The following is a 23,429-nucleotide window of genomic DNA, read 5'->3' on the forward strand; positions in this document are numbered from 1 at the left end:
TTAAGTTCGGGAGACCGAAGGCGAGCGGTCGTATTCGCGCGCGCGCGTTGCTATCCTCACCCACGGCGGCGGAGGCTCTGAAATGCTGGGCGCCCGATCGAGCCCAGCAGTGGGCGGTGGAAAATCCAGGTCGGAAGATCAGCGACGGCGGCGTAGCAGCTCGGGGCTCCGGGTTCGCGAGCTGGAGCTCGCGCCCGGAGCGACAACTAAGTCGTGACTGATGACATGGCGTAGCTGCAGGTTCGGAAGGACCATCTCTTGGTCACGCGGCGAGGCGGCCTCGGCGGCCGTCGGCGCTTCAACGCAGGCGGACGCCGATGGTGTAGGACGGCCGCTGTGCGGGGTCGCGCTGGCTTCGCATCAGGCGCAGATCGTCGTCGAGGTAGATGTTCTCCATCATCGGCTTGGCCTGGAACGACTTCGCCAGCCGCTTCGCTGATGCCGCGTCGAGGCCGCTGAGGTCGGGGGCGCCCAGGGTGGCGTTCGCGGTGTCGGAGCGATCGATTGTCTGTGCCAGCACGGCATCGAACCAGGCTTCTGCGTCGTCGATGCTGAGGCCCTTGTCGCGCCGGCCGCGCGCCAGCTCGATGCCGATATTCTCGATCAGCCACCGCCCGCCTGTGACCTCGAACCGCTGCACCAGCATCAGATTGCAGGCGAGGCCGAGCGGCGTCAGCCGGTGCAGCAGCGCGTTCTGGTGCCCCGGCGCATGGTGCGCGACGTTGGCGTAGAAGCCCCGATCACGGAAGATCTGGTAGGACTGCGCGGGAATCCGGCCCGGCAGCGCATGGTGAAACGGGATGGTCGACCACACCGGCGTCCACACCCCGATCACCGCCGCGACCTGATCCTCGGCGCGCGGATACGGATTGCGCCGCGTCAGTTCGTCGACATAGGGCGCGAGTGGACCGTCCAGCAGTGCGAGCTTTTCGCTCAGCCGCTTGTCATCCTGGCCTTCGACCAGTTGCAGCAGCCGGGTCTTGAGTGCCTGGGTACTCAGCAACGCGAGATCGGCGCCGCTCACCTTGTCCAGCATGGACAGAGCCCTCCGATGATGATCGAACCTCGTACCTCTCCTGCGAAACCTCAACTATCCCCGGACCTGCGAAGTTCCTGTTCTGAAGCCGGTATAATAAGCGGACAGCCTTGAGGGCGCGTGGTGATGTCTCGGACCTTCAATCTCTCTGGCGGATTCGGCTTGATACGACATCTTCACCGTTATTCGCGGACGTGTCACCGGGGCCGGCCCGATGACAGGTCCGCGCGCACCCGCACTCCCTCGCCACCGCGCAAGTCCGAGGCGATGATGTCAGAGCGTCTTTCGCAATGACAGTTGAGAGAACTACTCGGGCCTGAGGATCACGCGGTCGCGGGACGAATTGGCGACGGCGCGGTAGGCCGCTTCGGCCTGCTCCAACGGGTAGATCGCACTGGCCTGAATCGGGAACGGCTTCAGATGCCCGCCGGCGAAGCCATCGCCGAGCGAGCGCAGCACCTCGCCGGTGCCGATCGAGGAGAATGCCAGCGTGTCGATGCCGACGTAAGTGTGCTGGCCGCGATAGAACGCGAGGATGTCAAACTCGACGATCCGGTGAACCGCAGCGATCAGGATCTGCCGGCCGCGCAGCGCCAGGCACTGGTTCGCCGCCTTGAAATACGGATCGCCGACGGTGTTGAACACCACGTCGGCGCCCTTGCCGCCGGTGAGTTCACGCACCTTGGCGGCGACGTCGGCGGACGACGAGTAGATGATCTCCACCGGCGCGGTGGCATGGCCCGCATAGGCTTCCGCCTTGCGCACCACACCGATCAACTTGGCGCCGCGCCAGGTGGCGATCTGCGCCGCCGCCTGCCCGACCTTGCCGTTGATGCCCATGATCACCAGCGTCTCGCCGGCAGCAAGTGCGGCGCGGCGCAGGCCTTCGGTCGCGGTGACGAACGGCACGCCGATCCCGGCCGCCTCCTCCCACGACACGCTCGCCGGCTTCTTGACCAGCGCGTCGGCCTCGACCACCAAATGGCTGGCGTGCGTGCCGTCGCGGCGGATGCCGAGATCGCCGGACGAGCCGAACACCTCGCGGCCGATCCATTCGGCCGGACCATCGATGACGCGGCCGGCGAAATCGCGCCCCGGCGTGCGCGGAAACACCGCGTACGGCATCAGCCCGCTCGCGGCCTTGACGTCGGACGGATTGACCGCCGCCGCCTTCACCTCGATCAGCACCTCGGAAGCCGCGCGCCGTGCCAGCCGCTGCGTCTCGATCGCCGGCACGATCGCCGCCACGTCGGCAGCTTTGGTGTTGATGCGAACGCAGCGCGCGTCGATCGACGTCGCATCGGCAACGGAAGTCTCGGTCATGGCGGCAAACCTCGGCTGGAACGGAGGCCGCGTTGTGCCAGATTCCGCCGTGGCGGGCTATGCGGCGGGCCGCGCGCTCATCGTCAGCAGATCGTAGCGTGCGACCGGCTCGCCGTTCTGGTTGACGACCTCGACATCCCAGCGCACCTCGCCATATTCCGGCCGCCGCGCCGGCGATTTCTGCTTCACCGTCAGCTTCACCTTGATGCTGTCGTCGGGCGAGACGGGTTTCAGGAAGCGCAGATTATCGAGGCCGTAATTGGCGAGCAGCGGGCCCGGCGCCGGATCGACGAACAGCCCGGCGGCGAACGCCAGGATCAGATAGCCGTGCGCGACGCGGCCGGGGAAGAACGGGTTCGCCTTCGCGGCGGCTTCGTCCATGTGGGCGTAGAACGTATCGCCGGTGAAATGTGCGAAGTGCTCGATATCTTGAAGCGTGATCGGCCGGCTCGCGGTCTCGATGCTCTGGCCGATTTCGAGCTGGTTGTAGTTCAGCTTGAACGGATGCACCTCGGCCGCCGGCGCCGGCGCGCCGCGGCTCCAAGTGCCGGTGAGTGCCGCGAGCCGCCGCGGCGACGCCTGGATCGCGGTGCGCTGCATGTAGTGATACACGCTGCGCAGGCCGCCGAGTTCTTCGCCGCCACCGGCCCGGCCCGGACCGCCATGCAGCAGCGCAGGCAGCGGCGAGCCGTGGCCGGTGGATTCCGCCGCATCGTCGCGATCGACGATCAACAGCCGGCCGTGGAACGGCGCCAGCCCGAGGATCATCCGCTCGGCAACGGCGTCGTCATAGGTGAACAGCGACGCCACCAAACTACCCTCGCCGCGCGCCACCAGCTCGATCGCCTGATCGACATCGTCATAGGCCAGCACGGTGGCGACCGGGCCGAACGCCTCGGTGGCGTGAACATGCTTGGCCTGCATCGGCTCGCGGGCGCATAGCAGCACCGGCGATAGATAGGCGCCCGCCTGGGTGTCGATGCCCTCAGCTTCGCAGACGTTCGGGTCGCCGAACACGATGTCGGCTTCGCTCTGCAGCGTCGCGATTGCCGCCCGCACGGCCTCGCGCTGGCTGCGGCTGACCAAGGGGCCCATCGCCTTGTCGTCACGGCGCGGATCGCCAAGCTTGACCTCGGCGAGCTTGGCTTTCAGCGCCTCGATCACCGCGGCCTCGATCGCGCGCGGCACCAGCACGCGGCGGATCGCGGTGCATTTCTGCCCGGCCTTCGCGGTCATCTCGCGCACGATCTCGCGGACCAGCAGATCGAACTCCGGCGCGTCCGGCATGACGTCCGGCCCGAGGATCGCGGCGTTGAGCGAGTCGCGTTCGGCGATGAAGCGGATCGCATGGCGGGCGACGTTCGGATGCGCCTGCAGCTTCTCGGAAGTTTCGAGCGAACCGGTGAAAGCGATCACGTCCTGACCGCTCAGGTGATCGAACAGATCGCCGGTGCCGCCGCAGATCAGTTGCAGCGCGCCTTGCGGCAGCAGCTTGGATTCGTCGATCAGCTTGACCAGCGCCTCGGCGAGGTAAGCGGTCGCGGTCGCCGGCTTGGCAATCACCGGCACGCCGGCGAGCAGCGCCGGAGCCAGCTTTTCCAAGAGGCCCCAGCACGGGAAGTTGAAGGCGTTGATGTGCACCGCGACGCCGCGGCGCGGGACGAGGATGTGCTGGCCGACGAAGCTGCCACGCTTCGATAAGGACTCGACTTCGCCCTCGGTGATGAACGGCGTATCCGGCAGTTCGCGGCGGCCACGCGAGGCGAACGCCGCCAGCGTGACAAGGCCGCCGTCGATATCGATCGCGTTGTCGCGGCGATTGGCGCCGGTGTCGGCCGCGAGCGCATACAGCGTCTCCTTGCGCTCCGTCAGGTACGCGCCGAGCGCTTTCAACATGTCGGCGCGCTGGTGAAACGACAGCTTGCGCAGGTTCGGCCCGCCGACTTCGCGAGCGTGTTCGACCATCGCCTTGACATCCAGCCCGGCGCTGGCGGCGCGCGCCACCACTCGGCCATCGATCGCGCTTGGGATCTCGACCAGGCCGCTCTCCGGCGTCACCCAGCGGTCGCAGACGAGGCTTTGCAAGGTGACGGTCATGGAGTCCCTCCCGATGGCGGCCCACGGTTCGCGGCGCGGTTTGACGTCCACGCCGGCCGTTGACACGATGTTGGCTTGGGCTAATAATTGACTGACCGATCGTTCAATTCAAGAGGCTTTTGAAAAGCCCCGATACGGTGAGGGAGAGAAACGTGGACGAGGTCCTGATCGACGATCGGGGGGCGTGGCGCGTGATCACGCTGAACCGGCCGGACCGGCTGAATTCGTTCAACGCGGCGATGCACCGTGCGCTCGCCGCAGCGCTCGACGCGGCGCGCGATCCGGCCTGCCGCGCGGTGCTGCTGACCGGCGCGGGACGCGGCTTTTGCGCCGGACAGGATCTTGCCGACGTCGCGGTGACGGACGGCGCTGCGCCCGATCTCGGCGTCACCATCGACGAGTTCTACAATCCGCTGGTGCGGCGCATCCGTGCGCTGGACAAGCCGGTGGTGTGCGCGGTCAACGGCACCGCGGCCGGCGCCGGTGCCAATATCGCGCTGGCTTGCGACATCGTGCTGGCGGCGCGCTCGGCCAAGTTCGTCCAGTCGTTCGCGAAAATTGGCCTCGTGCCGGATTCCGGCGGCACTTGGCTGCTGCCGCGGCTGATCGGCGATGCCCGCGCCAAAGCGCTGGCGATGCTGGCCGAACCGATCGGCGCCGAGACCGCGGCGGACTGGGGCCTGATCTGGCGCGCGGTCGACGACGATCAGCTCCGCGGCGAAGCCGAGAAGCTGACCGCGCATCTCGCCACCCAGCCGACGCAGGGGCTGGCGTTGATCAAGCAGGCGCTCGCGGCGGCGGCGACCAATACGCTCGACGCCCAGCTCGACCTCGAACGCGATCTGCAACGGAAGGCCGGGCGCACGCCGGACTACGCCGAAGGCGTCGACGCCTTCATCGCCAAGCGCGCGCCGAACTTCACCGGGAGAGCATCGTGACCGTGCAGGACGAGCTGTCGCCCGACGCGCTGGCGCGGGCCTGCGCCGATGCGATGTGGGCGAACGATCACGCCAGCAAGGGGCTCGGCATGGAGATCGTCGAGATCGGCGCCGGCTTCGCCACGCTGGCGATGACGGTGACCACCGAGATGGTCAACGGCCACGGCATCGCCCATGGCGGCTTCATCTTCACCCTCGCCGACAGCGCCTTCGCCTATGCCTGCAACTCCTACAACGACTCGACCGTCGCGGCGCAGGGCGCGATCAGCTTCATCCGCCCCGGTAAGCTCGGCGCGCGGCTGGTAGCGAGCGCGCGCGAAGTCTCACGCTCCGGCCGCAGCGGCATCTACGACGTCCGCGTCACCTCGGGATCGGTGGTGATCGCCGAATTCCGCGGTCATTCGCGCTCGATCGGCGGCGCGCTGGTGCCGCAACACCAACCAAACCAACGTTGAGGGAGGAGACGGCAATGGCCGCGACGGTGCACCAGATCAAGCCCGGCACTTACAATCCCGAACTCGACGACGCCGAGCGCGCCTCGCGCGACGAGATCACGGCGCTGCAGACCAAGCGGCTGGCGTGGTCGCTCAAGCACGCCTACGACAACGTCGCGCACTACAAGGCCGCGTTCGACGCCAAGGGCGTGCATCCATCGGACTTCCGCCAGCTCTCCGATCTGTCGAAGTTTCCGTTCACGGTGAAGACCGACCTGCGCGACAACTACCCGTTCAAGATGTTCGCGGTGCCGCGCGAAAACCTGGTGCGGGTCCACGCCTCGTCCGGCACCACCGGCAAGCCGATCGTGGTCGGCTACACGGCGAACGACATCGACACCTGGGCGACCGTGATGGCACGCTCGCTGCGCGCCGCCGGCGCGCGGCGCGGCATGATCATCCACAACTCCTACGGCTACGGCCTGTTCACCGGCGGGCTCGGCGCTCATTACGGCGGCGAGAAGCTCGGCTGCACCGTGGTGCCCGTCTCCGGCGGCATGACCGAGCGGCAGGTGCAGCTCATCAACGATTTCCGGCCCGATATCATCACCGTGACGCCGAGCTACATGCTGGCGATCCTCGACGAGTTCAAACGCCAGGGTCTCGACCCGCGGGCCTCGTCGTTGAAATACGGCGTGTTCGGCGCCGAGCCCTGGACCAATGCGATGCGCGCCGAGATCGAGCAGGCGTTCGACATGGACGCGACCGACATCTACGGCCTTTCGGAAGTGATCGGCCCCGGCGTCGCGCAGGAATGCGTCGAGACCAAAGACGGCCTGCACATCTGGGAGGATCACTTCTACCCCGAGGTGATCGATCCGGAGACCGGCGAGGTGCTGCCCGATGGCGAGAAGGGCGAATTGGTGTTCACCTCGCTGACCAAGGAAGCCTTCCCCGTCGTCCGCTATCGCACCCGCGACCTGACGCGCCTCCTGCCCGGCACCGCGCGCCCCGGCATGCGGCGGATGGAGAAGATCACCGGCCGCTCCGACGACATGATCATCCTGCGCGGCGTCAACGTGTTTCCGACCCAGATCGAGGAAGTGCTGCTCGGCACCGACTGGTGCGGCGGCCACTTCATCATCGAGCTGACCCGCGAGGGCCGGATGGACGAGATGACGGTGCTGGCCGAGGCGCGCGCCGAGAGCTGGGACGGCGCCGGCCTCGTCCCGCACGCCGAACGCGTGGCCACTTACATCAAGAACACCATCGGCATCTCCACCACGATCAAAGTCGTGCCGCCCGACACGCTGGAACGCTCGCTCGGCAAAGCCAGGCGGGTGTTCGACAAGCGGCCGAAGGGTTAGCTCACAACGTCATTCCGGGGCGCTCGCGCGTAGCGAGCGAACCCGGAATCCCGGCGTTCGGAAAGAAGGTTTTGCCCCGCTCTGCCCGTTGCTGATTCCGGGTTCGTGCAGCTTCGCTGCACGCCCCGGAATGACAAGCCTCTCTCTAAGCTAATCCGCGCCGCGCAGCCGCGAGGCGGCGAGCAGCACGAGGCCAGCGCCGGCGACCGACCAGCACGCGACCGGCGCCCATTGTAGCAGCGGCGCGTAGTCCGGCAGCTTCTGCATCCCGCCAGCCACTGCCGCCATCCGTGCGAAGGTCGCCAGCGCCAGTGCCGAGAATACCAGCCCGGCCAGCTTTCCCTCGGCGCCGGTGCGGCCGATCGCCAGCGCCGCCGATACCGCGCTCATCAGCATACAGCCCCACGCCGCGCCGGCGACGAATTGCGCGGCGATCAGGACGGTGAGCGACCCGGACAGTTCGGCGATGCCGACAGCTATCGCGCCGATCAGGCCGGCGACCCCCATCACGATCAGTCCGCCGCGATGCTTAACCACGAGGCTGGCCGGAAACAGCGCCAGATTGAAGCCGATCCAGAACACCGGCATCAGCCATTGCAGATCGTCAGGCTCTGCGAAGCGCGCAAACAGGTTGGCGCTGTTGATACTGAAATGAAGCTGATAGCCGAGCGCAAGGATCAGCATCCCGGCGACGAACAGCGCCGGTACCTTGCCGAGCGGTTTGACCGCCGGGCGCGGCGGCGCGGGCGCGCGCTGCCCGGCGAGGCTGCGTTCGACCTTGATCAGCACCAGCGTGGTGATCATCAGAACGGCGCTTGAGATCGCGAACGGGACCAGCGGATCGATCTCCCTCAACACCACGCCGAGATAGGGCGACACCGCGCCGGCGAGGCCGTAGCCGAGCATGGTCAACGCCGAGAGGAACGGCAGCGACGGCCGCGCGCCGTATTTCCCAAACAGCGTCAGCGGCGGCGCACGCAGCACCGAGGAGCTCGCGGCCCACACCACGATCAGCGCGATCAGCCCTACTTGCGCGCCGGACCCCTGCCCGGCCACCAGCGGCATGGCGACGAAGGCGGCGCAGGACAGCGCGGCGACGATCGCAACGAAGATGCCGAGCCGGCCGACCAGTGCCGACACCCGGTCGGCGGCGATCCCCATCACGGTGTCGGTGATGGTGAAGATCGCCTGGTCGAGCATCAAGATCAGGATCACCGCGACGGGCGCGATCCCGACCTCGGAGGCGAGCTTCGGCAGATAGATCACGTAGGTGGTCCACAGCAGCGTGAACAGCAATTGCAGCAGCGCCACATAGACGCCCGCGCGGGTGACCGCGCTCGCCGGCTTCGCTTCGACGTCGTCGTTCGCCGCTTCGGTCATGAGCCCCCTTTGGGTCGTGCCTGCGCGCCGCGCGGCGCTACAGCGCCTTACGGAAGGTGAGATTGATCCGTTGCCGGCCGAGCAGCGGATGCTCGCCGTCCTTCAGCGTCAGCACGCCATGATACACCAACCGCGACGGCCCGCCCCAGACGAACACATCGCCATGGCGGAGCTCGTAGCGCCGCGGCTTGTCGCTACGCGCCATGCCGCCGAACTGAAACGTCGCCGGTAGCCCCAGCGACACCGACACGATCGGCGCCGAGAAATCGACTTCATCCTTGTCCTGATGCAGCGCCATCTTGGCACCGGGGACATAGCGGTTGATCAGACAGGCGTCGGGATCGAAGCCGGTAAAGCCGGCCTCGGCGGCGGCGCGCTGCGCCAGATCGCGCAGCACCGCGGGCATTTCCGGCCACAGCGCAGCGCTGTCCGGATCGCTCGACGAATAGCGATAGCCGCGGCGGTCGGTGACCCAGCCGGCGGTGCCGCAACTCGTCATCGCCACGCTCATGGTATGGCCGCCCGGCGTCATCATGTGGCGGAACGGCGCGCGCGCGACGACGGCGTCGATCGCGGCGAGCACGTCATGCTCGTTCTCGCGGGCAAAGCCGCGCAGCAGCGCGGCGCCGGGCGCGATGTCCTCACGGCCCGGCAGCGGCGCGTCGAGGCTGTCGAACAAATCCGCCATCACGCGCTGCTCCCCTTCACATTGCCGCCGAACTGCCAGTCCGCCGTCTCCACCGCCAGATCAATGAAGGCGCGCACCTTGGCGGAGAGCAGCCGCGCGGTCGGATACACGATCGCGATCGGCAGCGGCGGCACCTCGTAGTCGGCGAGCACGATCTGCAGCCGCCCCGCCGCGATCGCGTCGGCGGCCTGATAGGCCAGCACGCGCGCGAGCCCGCCGCCGCGCTCGGCATCCAGAATCGCGACATCGGCCACATTGCTGACGAGGCGGGGCGCACACGGGACGCGAACATCGCGGCCGTCGACGATGAAGCGCCAGCCGATCGGCGCGCCGGTCTGCCCGAAATGCACGACGTCATGGGCTGCGATCTCGTCCGGCGTCGCCGGCACGCCGCGCGCCGCCAGATAGTCCGGCGACGCCACCACGATCCGCCGCATCGCGCCGAGCTGCCGCGCCACCAGACTGGAATCCGACAGATGCCCGATCCGGACCGCGCAATCGACGCCGTCTTCGACCAGACTGATCATCAGGTCCGACAGCCGCAATTCGCCGGTCACCTCCGGATAGCGCCGCAGATAATCCGACAGCAGCGGCGCGACATAGCGCCGGCCGAAGCCGACCGGCGCCGACGCCACCAGCCGGCCCGACGGCGTGACGCGCTCGGCAGCGGCCGAGGCGTCGGCTTCTTCGAGATCGGAAAGGATCCGCCGCACCCGCTCCAGATAGCGCGCGCCGGTGTCGGTGAGCGCGACCGAGCGCGTCGTCCGCTGCAGCAGCCGGGTGCCGAGACGCTGCTCCAGCGCGGCAACGAGCCGTGTCACCGCCGACGGCGACATCCCGAGCTTGCGCGCTGCGGGCGCAAAACCCTGCAGCTCGGCGACGGCGACGAAGGCGCTCATGGTGTCGAGACGATCCATCGCACTATTTCAAATGGCGCAACAATGAAGTGTCAAATCAACTGATTGTTCTGCACGGCACACAGAACGATTTATCCGGGAGACATCGAGTAGGAGGGTCCCATGACCGAAGCGCTGCAGGTTTCCAGCGACATCGCCTTCACCCCGGCCGTCAAGGCGATCCAGACCCGCAAGGGATCACGCGATTCCTATGCCCGCGTCGAGCGCAACGGCGGCTGGGCGACCACGATCGACGACAACCTCGCCGCCTTCCTCCACGCCCAGACCAGCGTGCTGCTCGCCACCGCGAGCGCCGACGGACAACCCTATATCCAGCACCGCGGCGGCCCGGCCGGCTTCCTGCAAGTGCTCGACGCCCACACGATCGGATTCGCCGACTTCAAGGGCAATCAGCAGTTCATCACCCAGGGCAATCTATCCGAAAATCCGAAGGCCTATCTTTTCGTGATCGACTATGCGCACCGCCGGCGCATCAAGCTCTGGGGCCGCGCGAAGGTGATCGAGGACGATTCGGACCTGGTCGCCCGGCTGATGCCGAAGGGCTACAAGGCACGCCCCGAACAGGCGATCCTGTTCGAGGTTGCGGCGTGGGACAGCAACTGCCCGCAGCACATCCCGCAGAAGTTCGATGCGGCCGATGTCGCAGCAGCGATCACCACGCGCGACATCCGGATCGCCGAACTCGAGGCGCTGCTCGAAGCCGCCACCCAGGCGCAAAAATAATCGACACGTTCGTGGGTCCGGCGCCGGCCGCCGGTTTCCCCTACGGCCGGCGCGGGATAAGAGTGGGCGATGAGCGCCCTCGCCCCGATCGATGCAAATCCGTGCCAGAGCTGCGGCGCATGCTGCAGCTATTCAGAGAACTGGCCGCGCTTCACGATCGAGGATGATTTCGCGCTCGACGCGATTCCGGCAGCACTGGTCAATGCGCGGCAATCGGGGATGCGCTGCGAGGCCGATCGATGTGCCGCGCTGAGCGGAACGATCGGGCAAGCGACCGCCTGCACGATCTATGCCTTACGTCCCGAAGTGTGCCGCGACTGCCAGCCCGGCGATCCGGAATGTGCCATGGCACGGCGCAAGTTCCGGCTGCCGCCGCTGCCGACCGCCCCGGACGAGGACGATCAGTGGGCCGAGTCCGGCCCCTCGCCTTCGCCGAGTTCCAAGTCGGTCTCCTGATCGAGCGGCGCGAAGCTGGCGAGCGGTGCGGTCGACAGCGTGATCGCCTTGCGCTGCGAGTAACTGCTGATCGCCGGCCGGCGCTTTTCATGCGCCAGGGCGTACAGCACGGAACCTGCGCGCCCGCCGGCCTGGATCAGATCGCGCTCGTCGCAGCTTGCCGCCACTGCCAGAGCCAGCGGCTGCAGGTGAGCGCGGCGGTAGCAGAACAGCGCCAGCATCGCCCGGACGTCGCCCGACACGCTGTCGACGAGCTGCGGCAATCCATTTTCGTTGGCGCGATACATCTGGCCCAGCAGTTCCTCACGGACCGGGCAAGCGTCGTTCTCGAAAGCTTCACGGCTGGACCACATCGGCGTTCTCCCGAACAGGTGACGATCGCGAAGATGCGGCCGATTTTGTTAATGAGCTCTTAACTACACAACCTGATACCAGTACCAGCCCCTGCGCCCAGCGCATGGAACTAAACGTCGATCACGTTTTGCGACCATGGTCGTTTTCGTCGTGACGCCGCCATCTAATCGTTTAACTATGGATGCGCCGCCTTCGAGCGGCTCGCGGTTCAGTGAGTTGATTCATCTGGCATGATGGAGATTACCCATGACTGATCCGGTCACATTGTTCCCCAATCTGATGCAGCCGGCGGCCAAGACCTACGCCCCGATGGGAATCAAGTTCTGGGAGAGCGAGGAAACGGTCCTCGATAACATGAAGGAATTCGCCGACGGCTGGTTCGAACGTCGACGAATTGGAACCCGCGCCGCGCTGGAGACGGCCCGGCGGATCGGCGAAGCGAGCAGCCCGCTCGACGCTTTTCGCGAGTATCAGGACTGGCTCGGCGGCGCGATGGCGCGTCTGCTGGAAGACAGCATGGCGTTCCAGCAGCAATTCATGAAAACTAACGCCAAGTTGGCACCCCATCCGCCGCGTTATGACGAGCCGGCCGAGGCGAGCACCGCGCCGGATGCGCGGCTGAGCGCGTGAGCTTCGGCGTCGGCGCGACCGATCGCGGGTGATCATAAGGTCGGCGACAGTTCCAGCGTGTCGACGACCGGCAAGCTGAGTTCGACCCGATTGCGACCATTGAGCTTGGCGCGATACAGCGCGTTGTCGGCGCGCGCGACGAGAGTTTCGGCGTTATCGCCTGGAAGCACCTGGGCTACGCCGAAACTCGCGGTGACGGTGCCGACCTGTTCAAAGATGGTATGGGCGACGAGAAGCCGGAGCTTCTTGGCGGTTTCATAGGCTGCCTGAGCGTCGGTATCGGCGAGCAGCAACGCGAATTCCTCGCCGCCCCAGCGCACCAACAGATCGGAGCGCCGCACGCTGGCGGCCACCGTCTGCGACAACCGGATCAGCACCTGATCGCCCATCGGGTGCCCGTAGATATCGTTGACCTCCTTGAAGTAGTCGATATCGAAGATGATCAGCGAGAACGGCTGGCCGCTGCGCTCAGAACGCGCCAGTTCCTTGTCGAGCCGCTCGTTGAAGGTCATGCGATTGAACAGGCCGGTGAGCGCATCTGTCGCAGCCTGCCGGGCGAGATCCTGCGACCGGAGCTGCAGTTCCTCATGGAGCTGGCGTTGCAGCCGGTCGCGCACGCCGCTATCGAGCCCGAAGAAGTAGAACAGCGCCGCGATCGCGACCTGCAGCGTGATGAAGATGCCGAGCAGACGGCTGGCGAAAATGCCCTTCACCGGAACTGCGATCACCAGTGACGCCTGGGTTTCGGCGATCGGCTCGCGCAGCACATAGCTGCGCCGCCCGCCGAATTCCATCCAGCCGCCGCCGAACACTTCGTGCGCCAGCATCAGTTGCCGTTGCGGCGCACCGAGCTGTTCGGTGAGCAACTGCCGCGGCAGACCAGGGCGAGGCCACAGCGTCCGCAGGTACTCGTCGTTCCGGTTGGTGATGATCACCACGCCGCGTTCATCGACCACGAAGAACGCCTGATCGAACCGCACCATCACCGCCGCCAGATCCTCGAGCGAGATTTCCAGCACTGCAACGCCGTCGATGGTATCTTCGGCGCTGCGGATCGGATACGCGGTCAGATACGTCCTGAGACGGTCGGGGGGATCGACGCGAAATTCCCGCACGGCCCGGCCTCGGATCGCCTGCTCGAACCAATCGGTCGCTCGCAGGTTCGGCTGGCCGAGCCAGCTCTTATCGGAACCGTTCGACGATACGACGATATCGCCGGAACGATTGACGATGAAGCTGCGCACCGCATGAACGGCCCCGGCATCGAGTTCGAGCAGTGCCCGCATCGCCTCCGGGCTGCTGCGATCCGCTCCGGTCAGCAGCGGCTGCGCCGACGGCGAGTTTGCGAACGCCTTCACCAACGCATCGGCGATCGCGATCTCGCGTTCCAGGCTGCCGACCAGCAGCACGGCGTCACCGGCCACCTCGGTTTCCGTGTCCTGACGATGGATTTCGCCGAGATAGTTGGTCAGCGCCCAGCCCAACAGCAGAATCGTCAGCAAGCTCGTCAGCACGCCGATGAATTGCCGCTTCAGGTGCCGCGAGTAGCCCGGATAGTCGAGCGTCTGCATCACCCGGCGGCCCCACGCCGCCCAGGCCAGCGCCGCCAGCATCACGGCGAGCAGCCCACGCACGAGCTGAATCGGAACGCCGGTGAGGCGCTGGAAGCTGTCTTGATTGACGACGTCGGCCGGCCAGAACGGCGCCGGCGCGACGATCACCCCGGCCACCAGACCATAGCCGATGAATCCGGCTGCGACCGCAGCCATCAGCCATCGCCCGGACTCCGGGTAATCGGCACGAAGCGAAAACAGCGCGAGGCCGACCGCGATCGCTCCGGGTGCGGCGAGCAGATAGCGCGCCACCGCCTTGGCGGACCAAATGCCGTCCGCCACGCCCACCGCAACAATCACCAACAGGATCGGGATGAAGATCCACGGCCCGGGCACCGGTAAGCCGCGCGACTGCAAGCCTTGCCGGCCAGCCTCTGCCAGCAGCACGAACGACGCCGTCATCAGCACCGCGCGCGCGAGCAGGAACTCGCCGGCATCGCCGGCGATCAGCGCAATCATGTCCAGCCATTCGCTGGCGCCGTGGACGCAGCCGAACAGACCGGTCAACCGGATCAGAGGACGGTGATCGTCGTCGAGGCGGCGCGCGAATGCCAAGCACAGCGCGCCGAGCAGCATGAACGCCAGCCCGTAGAAGAAGAAGATGAAGTCGAGCTGGGATTCGAGATAACGGGCCATGGAATTTGGACTTGCTGCTCCCTCCGCCACGACCTCGCGCGCGGTCAGCCTCGCCTGCTGATCGCAGCGATATTAATCGATTACATGTCGTCCGGCGGTTAATGCGCTACCGCGTACAACTACGTACTGGCGCGAAAAGCCCGTCGATGGTTACGCATCGATGATGTTTATGAGTTTTCCGTGGATGGAACCCGGCAAAACGGGGCAATCATGCACCACAGGTTGCAGCACTGATCGTCAGCACCCGCCACGGAGTTCCACTGCAAAGCGTCACGTTCTGGCGTTGGCGATCAGACGTTGGCGGCGAGCACGATCGACAGGCCGAAACCGGTCAGATGATGCAGGGCCTGGTCGGTTCCGATCAGCCACCAGAACCAGATATCCTGATTAGTCACGTCGTAAGTCGCGACGAGGAAACCCTTGAGGCGATCGATCGCCAGATGGATGACGAAATCGATCGGGCCGATGTACCAGAACTGCGGCGCGACGATCAGCATCAGCAGCGTCGTCATCACCAGATGCACGCTGCAATGCGCGAGCAGCGGCAGCGCCCAGCCGGTCTTGGCGTCCTTGCCCATCGCCATCCATTTGTTCTGGAAAATGAAGTCCGCGAACACATGTTTGACGGTGAGGAGCAGCATCCAATAGATCAGCGCTCCGACGGCAATCGACGACGACAGATCGGGAAGGATCAAGCTCGCACCTTCGCTTGGGCTCGGCAGGCGGTGGAGGCGACGACAGCCGGCTTGCGGCCATTCCATCGTCCGACGTCCCGCACGAACGCTTCGCAACGAAGCCGACCGGGATCGGCCAGCGCGTTTTTATGGCATTTCCGGCGACCGAATGCACGCGGCGGACGGCACGCCGGGTTGCCGTGCCTGTGAACTTCCCGCGCCGCACCCGTCGCACACGACGATACCGGCAGGCCCTGCACAGCGGCCGTCACGACGCCGCCGCCTGCGCCGCTGCGGCTCTGGAACGCGCCCGAATTGCCTCGATCGCACGCTTCAACTTGGTCTGCTTGCGTTCCGGCAAAGCGGCGGCGCGCGCATCGGCGATCGCCTGCGCAAGATCCGTCAGCGGCAGCCTGCCGTTGACCGCCGGCTTCACCAGTTCGTCGACGATCAGCGTCCAATTCGCCATGCCGTAGCGATAGCCGTCGCCATAGCCACGAACCATGGTGGCGCTTTCGATCACCGCGACCGCCGCGTCCGGACGCATGGCCAGGCTGCGATCGATCATGTGCAGCCAGCGCTCGATCCATTTGCGTTCGTTGGCGTAGCGGATCGACAACAGGCGCCAGCGCCGCAACCAGGCGATGATCCGCAGCTTGCGGACGCCGAGCCATCCGCTGCCGTTGAAGCGCATCTTCACCGGCATATGCAGCCAGCCGAGATAGTCCAGCACTTTGAGCGTTGGATCCGCGACCACGACCGGCAGCGCCGCCACAACCTCGTCGATCCGGAAACGGCATCTGCGGTCGATCCGCGGCTTCGCCCGGCCGGCAGGAGCGCTCGCCGCCTCCTGCAGCGTGAGCTGCGCGATCCGAATCGGATCCTCGTAGGCCATCCGCATCGCCAGCAGCTCGGCGATCCGCAGCAACATCGCGTCGTCGATGTCGCGGCGACCAATGAAGCGCAACAACCGGTCGAGATACAACCGCGCATAGCGGCGGCCCTGATAGATCACCAGCCGAGCGGCCGCCTCCTCCAAGGCCTGCGCGACCGGCGGCGACACCTGAGCCGGCGCCGTCAGCACCACCACGCGATCGTTCTCGCCGAGCATTTCGGCGAGCGTGAAACGAAGCGCGTCGATGTAACCGGCCAAGTCGGCGTCCTCAGCCGGTCCGACCGACGGCGTCGGTCCGCGGCGGCTGCGTCGTCTCGGCCAGCCTCGCCTGCAGCGACTCGATGTTCTCGAACAGCCGCGCACTGGCGAGCCGCAGGAAGTAGAAGCCGAATTCCGGGTTCTGAACGTACAGCTCTTCGACCTGGCGATAACTCACGCTGAGCACCATCCCTGATTCGACGCATTCCAGCGTCTGCGTCCTGGTGTGGGTCGGCGACAGCATCCCGAGCTCGCCGACGATCGCGCCGATCGGCAGCTCGATGCCGGATTCGACCAGACGAAACCGGCCGCTGACGATGTAGAACATCTCCTCGGCCCGCTCGTCCTTGTAGAACAGCTCCTCGCCGGCGACGCATTTGCGTTTGGTCATGAACGGCTTCAGCCAATCCATCGACAGGTCGCTGCTCACCGACTTCTTCACGTCGCGCACGAGCTGCAGCATCTGGTGCAGGCGCCAGGCGTTGAGCGGCAGCAGCACCGCGTGCAGCGCCAGCGTCGCATAGTTGTGGGTCGGGATCGACACTGCGATCAGCAGCGCGTTGGTGAGGATGCCGAAGACCCGCAGGGGAATCATCGTCCGCATCGTGGCGGTGGCGAGCACGAAGATGGTCGCGAACACGCTGCTCGCCATACCGGCGTTCTGCGCGATGAGAGACATATCCATGTGGGACCCACCGTTGCTTGCGATCGAAGGCGACGAACCCAGCGGACACGACGGAAGCTCCGCTGCGCGCCGTCGCCGGACGCCGCGAAGCCTTACACGCTGGTGCGGACGGAATTATAAACCAGCCGCAGCGGCTTGCGCGAGCGGTGCCTCCCTGCCGCGCACCGGCGAGTTGACGGCTACCGGGCCGCCGGGCAGTTTGCGCGGCCGCTTTCCCATCCGCTGCGCCCCCCTGTCGCGGCCATTGCAGGGCCGGCGCCAGATCCGGCAGCCGCCCGCTTCGATTTCAGGAGATTTTGCCGATGACCGACAGCGAATCCGCTAGCCCGCCGGTGCTCACCGTGGACGGGCCGCGGGCCACCATCCGGCTGAACCGACCGAAGCACCTCAACCGGCTGCAGCCGGACGATCTCGCCGTCCTGCTCGATCAGTTCGCGCAGATCGACGGCGATCCCGCAGTGCGGGTGCTGGTGCTCACGGGCACCGGGCGGGCGTTCTCGGCCGGCTTCGATCTCGGGGAAGTCGCAGAGCGCGCCACCGCCGAGGTCGAGGCCGAATCTCCCGGCTCGGCGTTCGAGGTCGTGGCCAACCGGCTGGAGGATCTGCGGGTGCCGACGATCTGCCGACTCAACGGCGGGGTCTATGGCGGTTCGACCGATCTGGCGCTCGCCTGCGACTTCCGCATCGGCGTCGACACCGCCGAGATGTTCATGCCGGCGGCAAGGCTCGGGCTGCACTACTATCCGGGCGGCATCAAGCGCTATGTCTCCCGCCTCGGCATCGACAACGCCAAGCGGCTGTTTCTCACCGCGCAGCGGATCGACGCCGCCGAGATGCTGCGGATCGGTTATCTCACCACGATGGTGCCGATGGACCGGCTCGACCGCGAAGTCGACGCCTTGGCGACGACGCTGGCCGGCAACGCGCCGAACGCGGTCGCCGGCATGAAGCGCGCCATCAACGAATTCGCCCGCGCCGCGTTCGACGAACAAGCCGCCGACACCCGCGCCCGTGCCTCGATGCGCAGCGACGAGATCAAGGAAGGCATCGCGGCTTTCACGGAAAAACGCGCGCCGCGGTTTTGAGCGGACGGACAAGCTGCAGCTCGCACCAGCGCAGCCACCTCTTGGTTGTCATTCCGGGGCGCGAAGCCGCGCAAAGCCTATCCGCTAGTCATTCCGGGGCGCCGCGAAGCGGCGAACCCGGAATCTCCGGCGCAGTGCAAGCATCAGATTCCGGGTTCGCGCTGACGCGCGCCCCGGAATGACGGGGAGAAACTGTGCTCGGCTTCGCTCGATAATCAGCATGGGATGCCGCTCCACAACGGCAGCGAGCTCCCTCGCCCCGCTCTTGCGGGGAGAGGGTTGGGGTGAGGGGCGACGCGAGTCGTGGACTCTCGGCGAAACGGAAACGCCCCCTCACTTGGATTGCTGCGCAATCCGACCTCTCCCCGCGCGCGGGGAGAGGTTTTGAACTCGGCCGCGCAGCAGCTACTCCACGAACGTCACCACCTCGCCAAGCGCGGCGCGGTTGGTGCGATACGAGTTCGCCTTATGCGTAAGGTCGGCGTAGCCGAACGAGATGCCGCAGACGACGCGGCGATCATCACCCAGGCCGAAGTGCTTGCGAACCACGCCGGCATGGAACGCCAGCGCGGCCTGCGGCACGGTGGCGACGCCGAGGGCCTGGGCGGCGAGCATGAACGAGGTGACGTAGCCGCCGCAATCGACCGCGCCATAAACGCCGAGTGCCTCGTCGGTGGTGATGATCGCGACATGCGGCGCACCGAACAAGTTGAAGTTCTGCAGCGCCTGCTGGGCGGCGGCGGCCTTGTCGCCGCGGGCGATGCCGACCGCGTTGTAGAGCTGGAAGCCGCTCTCGCGGCGGCGGTCGAGATAGACCCCGCGATACTCGCGCGGAAACTCGAAATCGCCCGACATCGGCGCGCCGCCGGCGGCGGCCGGATAGATCACCTCACGAAACTTCGCCGTCGCCTCGCCCGAGGTGATCACCACCTGCCACGGCTGGCTGTTGCACCACGACGCCGTCTTCTGCGCCGCGCCGAGGATGCGCTCGATGATATCGCGCGGCACCGGATCGGCTTTGAACGCCCGGCAGGAATAGCGCGCGGCCATCAATTTTTCGAGGACGTCGATCGGGGCGGAGGTCGCAGCGGCGTCGGTCATGATGGCCTCATTCCTGAATGGTCGTCATTCCGGGGCGCTCACGAAGTGAGCGAACCCGGAATCTGCAACGCGCGGGGCGCAGGCTCGAGTGCAAACCAGCTCTGGATTCCGGGTTCGCGAGCTCTCGCTCGCGCCCCGGAATGACGGCCCGTGGTTGATGATCGCCTCACCGCCCCTTGGTCGGGATTTTGTTGAACGGCACGTCCTTGTCGACCCGGATGTCGCCGGGCAGGCCGAGAACGCGTTCGGCGATGATGTTGCGCAGGATCTCGTCGGTGCCGCCGGCGATCCGCATCGAGGGCGAGCCGAGCAGCATCGCCTGGAAGCTGCCGCCGGCTTCGGCCTCGGCCGGATCGGTGAACACGCCCGCGGCGCCTTCCAGATCCATCGCAAACGCGGCGATGTCCTGCAGCATCGGGCCGGCGACCAGCTTGCCGATCGAGTTTTCAGGACCAGGCCGCTGGCCCTTCGACAGCGCCGAGATCGAGCGATACGAGGTGTACTTCAGGCCGCTCGCCTTCACCGCCCAGTTCGCCAGCTTGCTGCGCACCGCCGGATCGTCGATCGCGGGGCCGTTCCCAGTGACCAGATCGTTGCAGAACGCGAAGATCTCCGGGAAGCCGGTGGCGAGCCGCGCGCCGATCGACATGCGCTCGTTCATCAGCGTGGTGAGCGACACGTTCCAGCCATCGCCGACTTCGCCGAGGCGCTGGCTGTCCGGAATCCGCACGTTGGTGAAGAACACCTCGTTGAATTCCTGCATGCCGTTGGCTTGCTTGATCGGCTTCACCTCGACGCCCGGGCTCTTCATGTCCAGAAAGAACATGGTGAGGCCCTTGTGCTTGGGCACATTGGGATCGGTGCGGGTGATCAGCAGGCCGTAGTCCGAGTAGTGCGCGCCCGAAGTCCAGATCTTCTGCCCGTTGATGATCCAGTCGTCGCCATCCTTCTCGGCGCGGGTGCGCAGACCCGCGACGTCGGAGCCGCCGGCCGGCTCGGAGAACAACTGACACCAGATCTCTTCGCCGGAGGCGAGCTTCGGCAAATAGCGGCGCTTGTGCTCCTCGGCGCCGTAGGCCATCACGGTCGGGCCGCACATGCCCTCGCCGATCTGGAACGGCTGAGTGAGCTTCCCGTAGACGCCCTCTTCCTGCTGCCAGATCACCTTCTCGATCGGGGTGGCGCCACGGCCGCCATATTCCTTCGGCCAGGTCAGGCACGACCAGCCGCCGTCGGCCTTCTTCTTCTGCCACGACTTGCCGACCTCGACGATGTCGGCGTTCTTCAGGCTGATCCGGCCGAGACCGGACTTCGCCAATTCCTGCTCGTATTGCTTCGGCGCGTTGGCGTCGATCCACGCGCGCGCCTTGGCGCGAAACTCGGCTTCCTGCGGGGTATCGTCGAAATTCATCTCAGCCTCTCGTCACATTGTTCTTGTCTCGGCCCCTCAGGATCAGGAGCGCGCAGCGCGCGCGTCGCGAACCATGAGACTAGTTTCGTTCGTAGTTCGTAGGATGGGTTGAGCTGTCGCGAAACCCATCAATCACTCGCGCTGCTGGCCGATGGGTTTCGCTGCGCTCAAGCCATCCTACAATCTTGTTACGCCCGCCCCTTGGTCGGGATCTGGTTGAACGGCACGTCCTTGTCGACGCGGATGTCGCCGGGCAGGCCGAGCACGCGCTCGGCGATGATGTTGCGCAGGATCTCGTCAGTGCCGCCCTCGACGCGGGTCGCCGGCGAACGCAGCAGCATCGCCTGGAACTTGCCGGCAACCTCGGCGTCTTCAGGCCCGCTGAGCACGCCCGCCGCGCCCTGCAGATCGAGCGCGTACATCGCGACTTCCTGGATCATGCTGCCCGCGACCAGCTTGCCGATCGAGTTCTCCGGACCCGGACGCTGGCCCTTCGACAGCGCCGAGATCGAGCGGAACGAGGTGTAGCGCAGGCCGCTGGCCTTCACCGCCCAGTTCGCCAGCTTGCTCCGCACAGCGCGATCGTCGAGCGCCGGCGCGCCGTCGAGAGTGAGCGAACTGCAATAGTCGAACAGCTCCGGGAAGCCGGTCGCGACATTGGCGCCGATCGACATCCGCTCGTTCATCAGCGTGGTGAGCGATACGTTCCAGCCGTCGCCGACCGCGCCGAGCCGCTGGCTGTCGGGAATCCGCACGTTGGTGAAGTACACCTCGTTGAAGTCGGAATTGCCGTTAGCCTGCTTGATCGGCCGCACACCGACGCCGGGGCTCTTCATGTCGAGGAAGAACATCGTCAGACCCTTGTGCTTGGGCACGGTCGGGTCGGTGCGGGTGATCAGGATGCCGTAATCCGAGTAGTGCGCGCCCGAGGTCCAGATCTTCTGGCCGTTGATGACCCAGTCGTCGCCATCCTTCTCGGCGCGGGTGCGCAGACCCGCGACGTCGGAGCCGCCGGCGGGTTCGGAGAACAGCTGGCACCACACCTTTTCGCCGGAGCCGAGCGGCGGCAGGTAGTGCCGCTTCTGCTCTTCCGAGGCGTAGGCCATCATGGTCGGCCCGCACATGCCCTGGCCGATGATGAACATCGCCGTCAGCTTGCCGAACACGCCCTCTTCCTGCTGCCAGATCACGCGCTCGATCGGCGAAGCGCCGCGGCCGCCATATTCCTTCGGCCAGTGCGGCACGGCCCAGCCGGCATCCGCCTTCTTCTTCTGCCAGGCCTTGGCGACCTCGAGGATGTTGGCATTCTTCAACACGACGCGGCCCAGCGACGCCTTGCGCAGCTCGTCCTCGTATTGCTTCGGCGCGTTGGCGTCGATCCAGGCACGCGCCTGAGCGCGGAATTCGGCTTCCTGCGGGGTATCGTCGAAGTTCATAACTTCATCCTCGAAATCGTCTTCGTAGGATGGGTTGAGCGCAGCGAAACCCATCCTACGACGCGAAAGAGAAAGATGGGTTTCGCTGACGCTCAACCCATCCTACGGAGCCGTTGTTACGCCGCGTTCTTCTGGCGCATCCGGTCGATCAGTTGATCTTCCCAATACGACTGGCTGCCGAGGCTGAGCGCCAGCGCGTTGGCGCGGCGATAGTACAGATGGCAGTCGAACTCCCAGGTGAAGCCCATGCCGCCGTGCACCTGAATGTTCTGCTTGGCGCAGTGCTGGAACGCCTGAGTGGCGCTGATCCGGGCCGAGGCCGCGGCCTCCGGCAGCTCGGCCGCATCGGTCGAGAGCGCCCAGGCGCCGTAGTAGGAGTTCGAGCGCGCCAGCGTCGCCGAGACGTACATGTCGGCGAGTATGTGCTTGATCGCCTGGAACGAGCCGATCTGCCGGCCGAAGGCGATGCGGTCGAGCGCGTAGTCGCGGCCCATCTCCAGCGCGCGGTCGGCGCCGCCGACCTGCTCGAACGCAATCAGCACCGCGGCGCGGTCCATCACGCGCGACAGAATGCTCCAGCCTTCATTGGCCGCACCGAGCGGCTCGGCCTTGGCGCCGGCAAAAGTCAGCTCGGCCTGCTGGCGCGACGGATCGACGTTCTGCAACGCCTTGGCGGTGACGCCGCCGGCCTTGAGATCAACCAGGAACAGCGAGACGTCGGTGTCCCGGCCGCTGTTGCCGGTGCGCGCGGCAACGATCGCGAAGTCCGCGATCGCACCGTCGGCGACCGGCTTCTTGGTGCCGGTGAGCGTGCCGTTCGACACCGCGAGCTTGACGGCGGCCGGCGACGGATTGCCGGTGCCTTCGAACAGCGCCAGCGTGCCGATCGCCTCACCCGAGGAGATCTTCGGCAGCCACTTCTGCTTCTGCTCTTCCGAGCCGGCGAGCAGCAGCGCTTCGGCGGCCAGATACACGGTGGACGAGAACGGCACCGGCGCCAGCACGCGGCCGAGTTCCTCGGCGATCACGCAAAGCTCGAGGTGGCCCGCGCCGGTCCCGCCGTATTCCTCGGGAATTGCGACGCCGAGGAAGCCCATCTCGGCGAGCCCCTTCCACAGGTCACGGTCGTAATCCGCCTTGCCTTCGAGCACGGCACGCACCGCCTTCGGCTGGCACTTCTCGGCAAGAAACCGCCGCGCCTGATCGCGCAGTTGCTTCTGGTCGTCGGAGAAATCGAAATTCATGGGCGGAGTCCCGTTGTTGTTAGGTGTTAGCTGAATTCGAGTTCGTCA

At 66.2% G+C, this 23,429-nt stretch carries 22 protein-coding genes; 7 read left to right on the plus strand and 15 right to left on the minus strand.

The features are described 5' to 3' along the window. Positions 1-298: 298 nt before the first annotated feature. The 3 genes from M9H71_RS19795 to paaZ form a co-directional block, all read right to left on the minus strand. A complete protein-coding gene (locus tag M9H71_RS19795; protein WP_455406636.1) occupies positions 299-1,036 on the minus strand; it encodes a hypothetical protein in 738 nt (245 codons plus the stop codon). Positions 1,037-1,342: 306 nt separating this feature from the next. Further along, entirely contained in the window at positions 1,343-2,359 is a 1,017-nt protein-coding gene (locus tag M9H71_RS19800; RefSeq protein ID WP_455406637.1) for a quinone oxidoreductase family protein, read from the minus strand. Positions 2,360-2,416: 57 nt separating this feature from the next. Continuing rightward, positions 2,417-4,456, minus strand: coding sequence for a phenylacetic acid degradation bifunctional protein PaaZ (gene paaZ / locus M9H71_RS19805; protein ID WP_455406638.1), 2,040 nt, complete (start codon positions 4,454-4,456; stop codon positions 2,417-2,419). Between the two features lie 152 nt (positions 4,457-4,608). Between paaZ and paaG the strand changes: the two genes are divergently transcribed. The 3 genes from paaG to paaK are packed head-to-tail and all read left to right on the plus strand — an operon-like array spanning position 4,609 to position 7,195. Further along, positions 4,609-5,394 (plus strand): 2-(1,2-epoxy-1,2-dihydrophenyl)acetyl-CoA isomerase PaaG, encoded by a 786-nt coding sequence (gene paaG, locus M9H71_RS19810; protein WP_455406639.1) that lies wholly within the window; start codon positions 4,609-4,611, stop codon positions 5,392-5,394. Positions 5,395-5,447: 53 nt separating this feature from the next. Then, on the plus strand, positions 5,448-5,849 hold the full coding sequence (paaI, locus tag M9H71_RS19815; RefSeq protein ID WP_455406669.1) for a hydroxyphenylacetyl-CoA thioesterase PaaI: 402 nt from the start codon (positions 5,448-5,450) through the stop codon (positions 5,847-5,849). Between the two features lie 14 nt (positions 5,850-5,863). Further along, on the plus strand, positions 5,864-7,195 hold the full coding sequence (paaK, locus tag M9H71_RS19820; RefSeq protein ID WP_455406640.1) for a phenylacetate--CoA ligase PaaK: 1,332 nt from the start codon (positions 5,864-5,866) through the stop codon (positions 7,193-7,195). 150 nt (positions 7,196-7,345) lie between these two features. Here the strand turns inward: paaK and M9H71_RS19825 are convergent, their stop codons facing one another. From M9H71_RS19825 to M9H71_RS19835, 3 genes are read right to left on the minus strand one after another with little or no spacing between them, the layout of a single operon-like run. Then, positions 7,346-8,575, minus strand: a complete 1,230-nt coding sequence (locus tag M9H71_RS19825; RefSeq protein ID WP_455406641.1) for an MFS transporter — start codon at positions 8,573-8,575, stop codon at positions 7,346-7,348. 37 nt (positions 8,576-8,612) lie between these two features. Continuing rightward, positions 8,613-9,263: a DNA oxidative demethylase AlkB gene (alkB, locus tag M9H71_RS19830; protein WP_455406642.1), complete on the minus strand. Its 651-nt coding sequence runs from the start codon at positions 9,261-9,263 to the stop codon at positions 8,613-8,615. Continuing rightward, positions 9,263-10,180, minus strand: a complete 918-nt coding sequence (locus M9H71_RS19835; protein WP_455406643.1) for a LysR family transcriptional regulator — start codon at positions 10,178-10,180, stop codon at positions 9,263-9,265. Before M9H71_RS19835 ends, alkB begins: the two co-directional genes overlap by 1 nt. Positions 10,181-10,282: 102 nt before the next feature. Here M9H71_RS19835 and M9H71_RS19840 point away from each other — a divergent pair, with 102 nt between their 5' ends. Together M9H71_RS19840 and M9H71_RS19845 are read left to right on the plus strand one after the other, a co-directional pair. Then, complete coding sequence (locus M9H71_RS19840) at positions 10,283-10,903, plus strand: pyridoxamine 5'-phosphate oxidase family protein (RefSeq protein WP_455406644.1); 621 nt, start codon at positions 10,283-10,285, stop codon at positions 10,901-10,903. Positions 10,904-10,972: 69 nt separating this feature from the next. Continuing rightward, entirely contained in the window at positions 10,973-11,359 is a 387-nt protein-coding gene (locus tag M9H71_RS19845) for a YkgJ family cysteine cluster protein (protein ID WP_455406645.1), read from the plus strand. Here M9H71_RS19845 and M9H71_RS19850 read toward each other — a convergent pair. Then, on the minus strand, positions 11,305-11,712 hold the full coding sequence (locus M9H71_RS19850) for a hypothetical protein (protein WP_455406646.1): 408 nt from the start codon (positions 11,710-11,712) through the stop codon (positions 11,305-11,307). The genes M9H71_RS19845 and M9H71_RS19850 overlap by 55 nt on opposite strands. 247 nt (positions 11,713-11,959) lie before the next feature. Here M9H71_RS19850 and M9H71_RS19855 point away from each other — a divergent pair, with 247 nt between their 5' ends. Then, complete coding sequence (locus M9H71_RS19855) at positions 11,960-12,343, plus strand: hypothetical protein (protein ID WP_455406647.1); 384 nt, start codon at positions 11,960-11,962, stop codon at positions 12,341-12,343. A 32-nt stretch (positions 12,344-12,375) separates the two neighbouring features. Here the strand turns inward: M9H71_RS19855 and M9H71_RS19860 are convergent, their stop codons facing one another. The 4 genes from M9H71_RS19860 to M9H71_RS19875 all read right to left on the minus strand — a co-directional run bounded on the left by M9H71_RS19860 (position 12,376) and on the right by M9H71_RS19875 (position 17,104). Beyond that, on the minus strand, positions 12,376-14,592 hold the full coding sequence (locus tag M9H71_RS19860) for a sensor domain-containing diguanylate cyclase (protein WP_455406648.1): 2,217 nt from the start codon (positions 14,590-14,592) through the stop codon (positions 12,376-12,378). A gap of 290 nt (positions 14,593-14,882) precedes the next feature. Continuing rightward, on the minus strand, positions 14,883-15,287 hold the full coding sequence (locus M9H71_RS19865) for a DUF3307 domain-containing protein (protein WP_455406649.1): 405 nt from the start codon (positions 15,285-15,287) through the stop codon (positions 14,883-14,885). A gap of 247 nt (positions 15,288-15,534) precedes the next feature. Further along, a complete protein-coding gene (locus M9H71_RS19870; RefSeq protein ID WP_455406650.1) occupies positions 15,535-16,419 on the minus strand; it encodes a DUF6537 domain-containing protein in 885 nt (294 codons plus the stop codon). Between the two features lie 10 nt (positions 16,420-16,429). Further along, a complete protein-coding gene (locus M9H71_RS19875; RefSeq protein ID WP_455406651.1) occupies positions 16,430-17,104 on the minus strand; it encodes a Crp/Fnr family transcriptional regulator in 675 nt (224 codons plus the stop codon). 302 nt (positions 17,105-17,406) lie between these two features. On the opposite strand from M9H71_RS19875, the gene M9H71_RS19880 reads away from it, so the two are divergent. Then, positions 17,407-18,189: an enoyl-CoA hydratase/isomerase family protein gene (locus M9H71_RS19880; RefSeq protein ID WP_455406652.1), complete on the plus strand. Its 783-nt coding sequence runs from the start codon at positions 17,407-17,409 to the stop codon at positions 18,187-18,189. 405 nt (positions 18,190-18,594) lie between these two features. Here the strand turns inward: M9H71_RS19880 and M9H71_RS19885 are convergent, their stop codons facing one another. The 4 genes from M9H71_RS19885 to M9H71_RS19900 form a co-directional block, all read right to left on the minus strand. Beyond that, the gene (locus M9H71_RS19885) at positions 18,595-19,290 is read right to left on the minus strand and encodes a nitroreductase (RefSeq protein WP_455406653.1); all 696 of its coding nucleotides are present in this window, start codon (positions 19,288-19,290) and stop codon (positions 18,595-18,597) included. Between the two features lie 166 nt (positions 19,291-19,456). Continuing rightward, positions 19,457-20,701 carry an acyl-CoA dehydrogenase gene (locus M9H71_RS19890; protein WP_455406654.1) on the minus strand — a complete coding sequence of 415 codons (1,245 nt, stop codon included), beginning with the start codon at positions 20,699-20,701 and terminating at the stop codon, positions 19,457-19,459. Between the two features lie 188 nt (positions 20,702-20,889). Beyond that, the gene (locus M9H71_RS19895; RefSeq protein ID WP_455406655.1) at positions 20,890-22,137 is read right to left on the minus strand and encodes an acyl-CoA dehydrogenase; all 1,248 of its coding nucleotides are present in this window, start codon (positions 22,135-22,137) and stop codon (positions 20,890-20,892) included. A 116-nt stretch (positions 22,138-22,253) separates the two neighbouring features. Beyond that, on the minus strand, positions 22,254-23,381 hold the full coding sequence (locus tag M9H71_RS19900; protein WP_415219888.1) for an acyl-CoA dehydrogenase family protein: 1,128 nt from the start codon (positions 23,379-23,381) through the stop codon (positions 22,254-22,256). Positions 23,382-23,429: the final 48 nt, after the last annotated feature.

The organism is Rhodopseudomonas parapalustris (assembly GCF_053772255.1).

Coding starts and splice junctions, on each gene's coding strand:
- M9H71_RS19795 (WP_455406636.1), bottom strand. CDS start 1,036: ATGCTGGACAAGGTGAGCGGCGCCGATCTCGCGTTGCTGAGTACCCAG.
- M9H71_RS19800 (WP_455406637.1), bottom strand. CDS start 2,359: ATGACCGAGACTTCCGTTGCCGATGCGACGTCGATCGACGCGCGCTGC.
- paaZ (WP_455406638.1), bottom strand. CDS start 4,456: ATGACCGTCACCTTGCAAAGCCTCGTCTGCGACCGCTGGGTGACGCCG.
- paaI (WP_455406669.1), top strand. CDS start 5,448: ATGTGGGCGAACGATCACGCCAGCAAGGGGCTCGGCATGGAGATCGTC.
- paaK (WP_455406640.1), top strand. CDS start 5,864: ATGGCCGCGACGGTGCACCAGATCAAGCCCGGCACTTACAATCCCGAA.
- M9H71_RS19825 (WP_455406641.1), bottom strand. CDS start 8,575: ATGACCGAAGCGGCGAACGACGACGTCGAAGCGAAGCCGGCGAGCGCG.
- alkB (WP_455406642.1), bottom strand. CDS start 9,263: ATGGCGGATTTGTTCGACAGCCTCGACGCGCCGCTGCCGGGCCGTGAG.
- M9H71_RS19835 (WP_455406643.1), bottom strand. CDS start 10,180: ATGGATCGTCTCGACACCATGAGCGCCTTCGTCGCCGTCGCCGAGCTG.
- M9H71_RS19840 (WP_455406644.1), top strand. CDS start 10,283: ATGACCGAAGCGCTGCAGGTTTCCAGCGACATCGCCTTCACCCCGGCC.
- M9H71_RS19845 (WP_455406645.1), top strand. CDS start 10,973: ATGAGCGCCCTCGCCCCGATCGATGCAAATCCGTGCCAGAGCTGCGGC.
- M9H71_RS19850 (WP_455406646.1), bottom strand. CDS start 11,712: ATGTGGTCCAGCCGTGAAGCTTTCGAGAACGACGCTTGCCCGGTCCGT.
- M9H71_RS19855 (WP_455406647.1), top strand. CDS start 11,960: ATGACTGATCCGGTCACATTGTTCCCCAATCTGATGCAGCCGGCGGCC.
- M9H71_RS19860 (WP_455406648.1), bottom strand. CDS start 14,592: ATGGCCCGTTATCTCGAATCCCAGCTCGACTTCATCTTCTTCTTCTAC.
- M9H71_RS19875 (WP_455406651.1), bottom strand. CDS start 17,104: ATGGATATGTCTCTCATCGCGCAGAACGCCGGTATGGCGAGCAGCGTG.
- M9H71_RS19880 (WP_455406652.1), top strand. CDS start 17,407: ATGACCGACAGCGAATCCGCTAGCCCGCCGGTGCTCACCGTGGACGGG.
- M9H71_RS19885 (WP_455406653.1), bottom strand. CDS start 19,290: ATGACCGACGCCGCTGCGACCTCCGCCCCGATCGACGTCCTCGAAAAA.
- M9H71_RS19890 (WP_455406654.1), bottom strand. CDS start 20,701: ATGAATTTCGACGATACCCCGCAGGAAGCCGAGTTTCGCGCCAAGGCG.
- M9H71_RS19895 (WP_455406655.1), bottom strand. CDS start 22,137: ATGAACTTCGACGATACCCCGCAGGAAGCCGAATTCCGCGCTCAGGCG.
- M9H71_RS19900 (WP_415219888.1), bottom strand. CDS start 23,381: ATGAATTTCGATTTCTCCGACGACCAGAAGCAACTGCGCGATCAGGCG.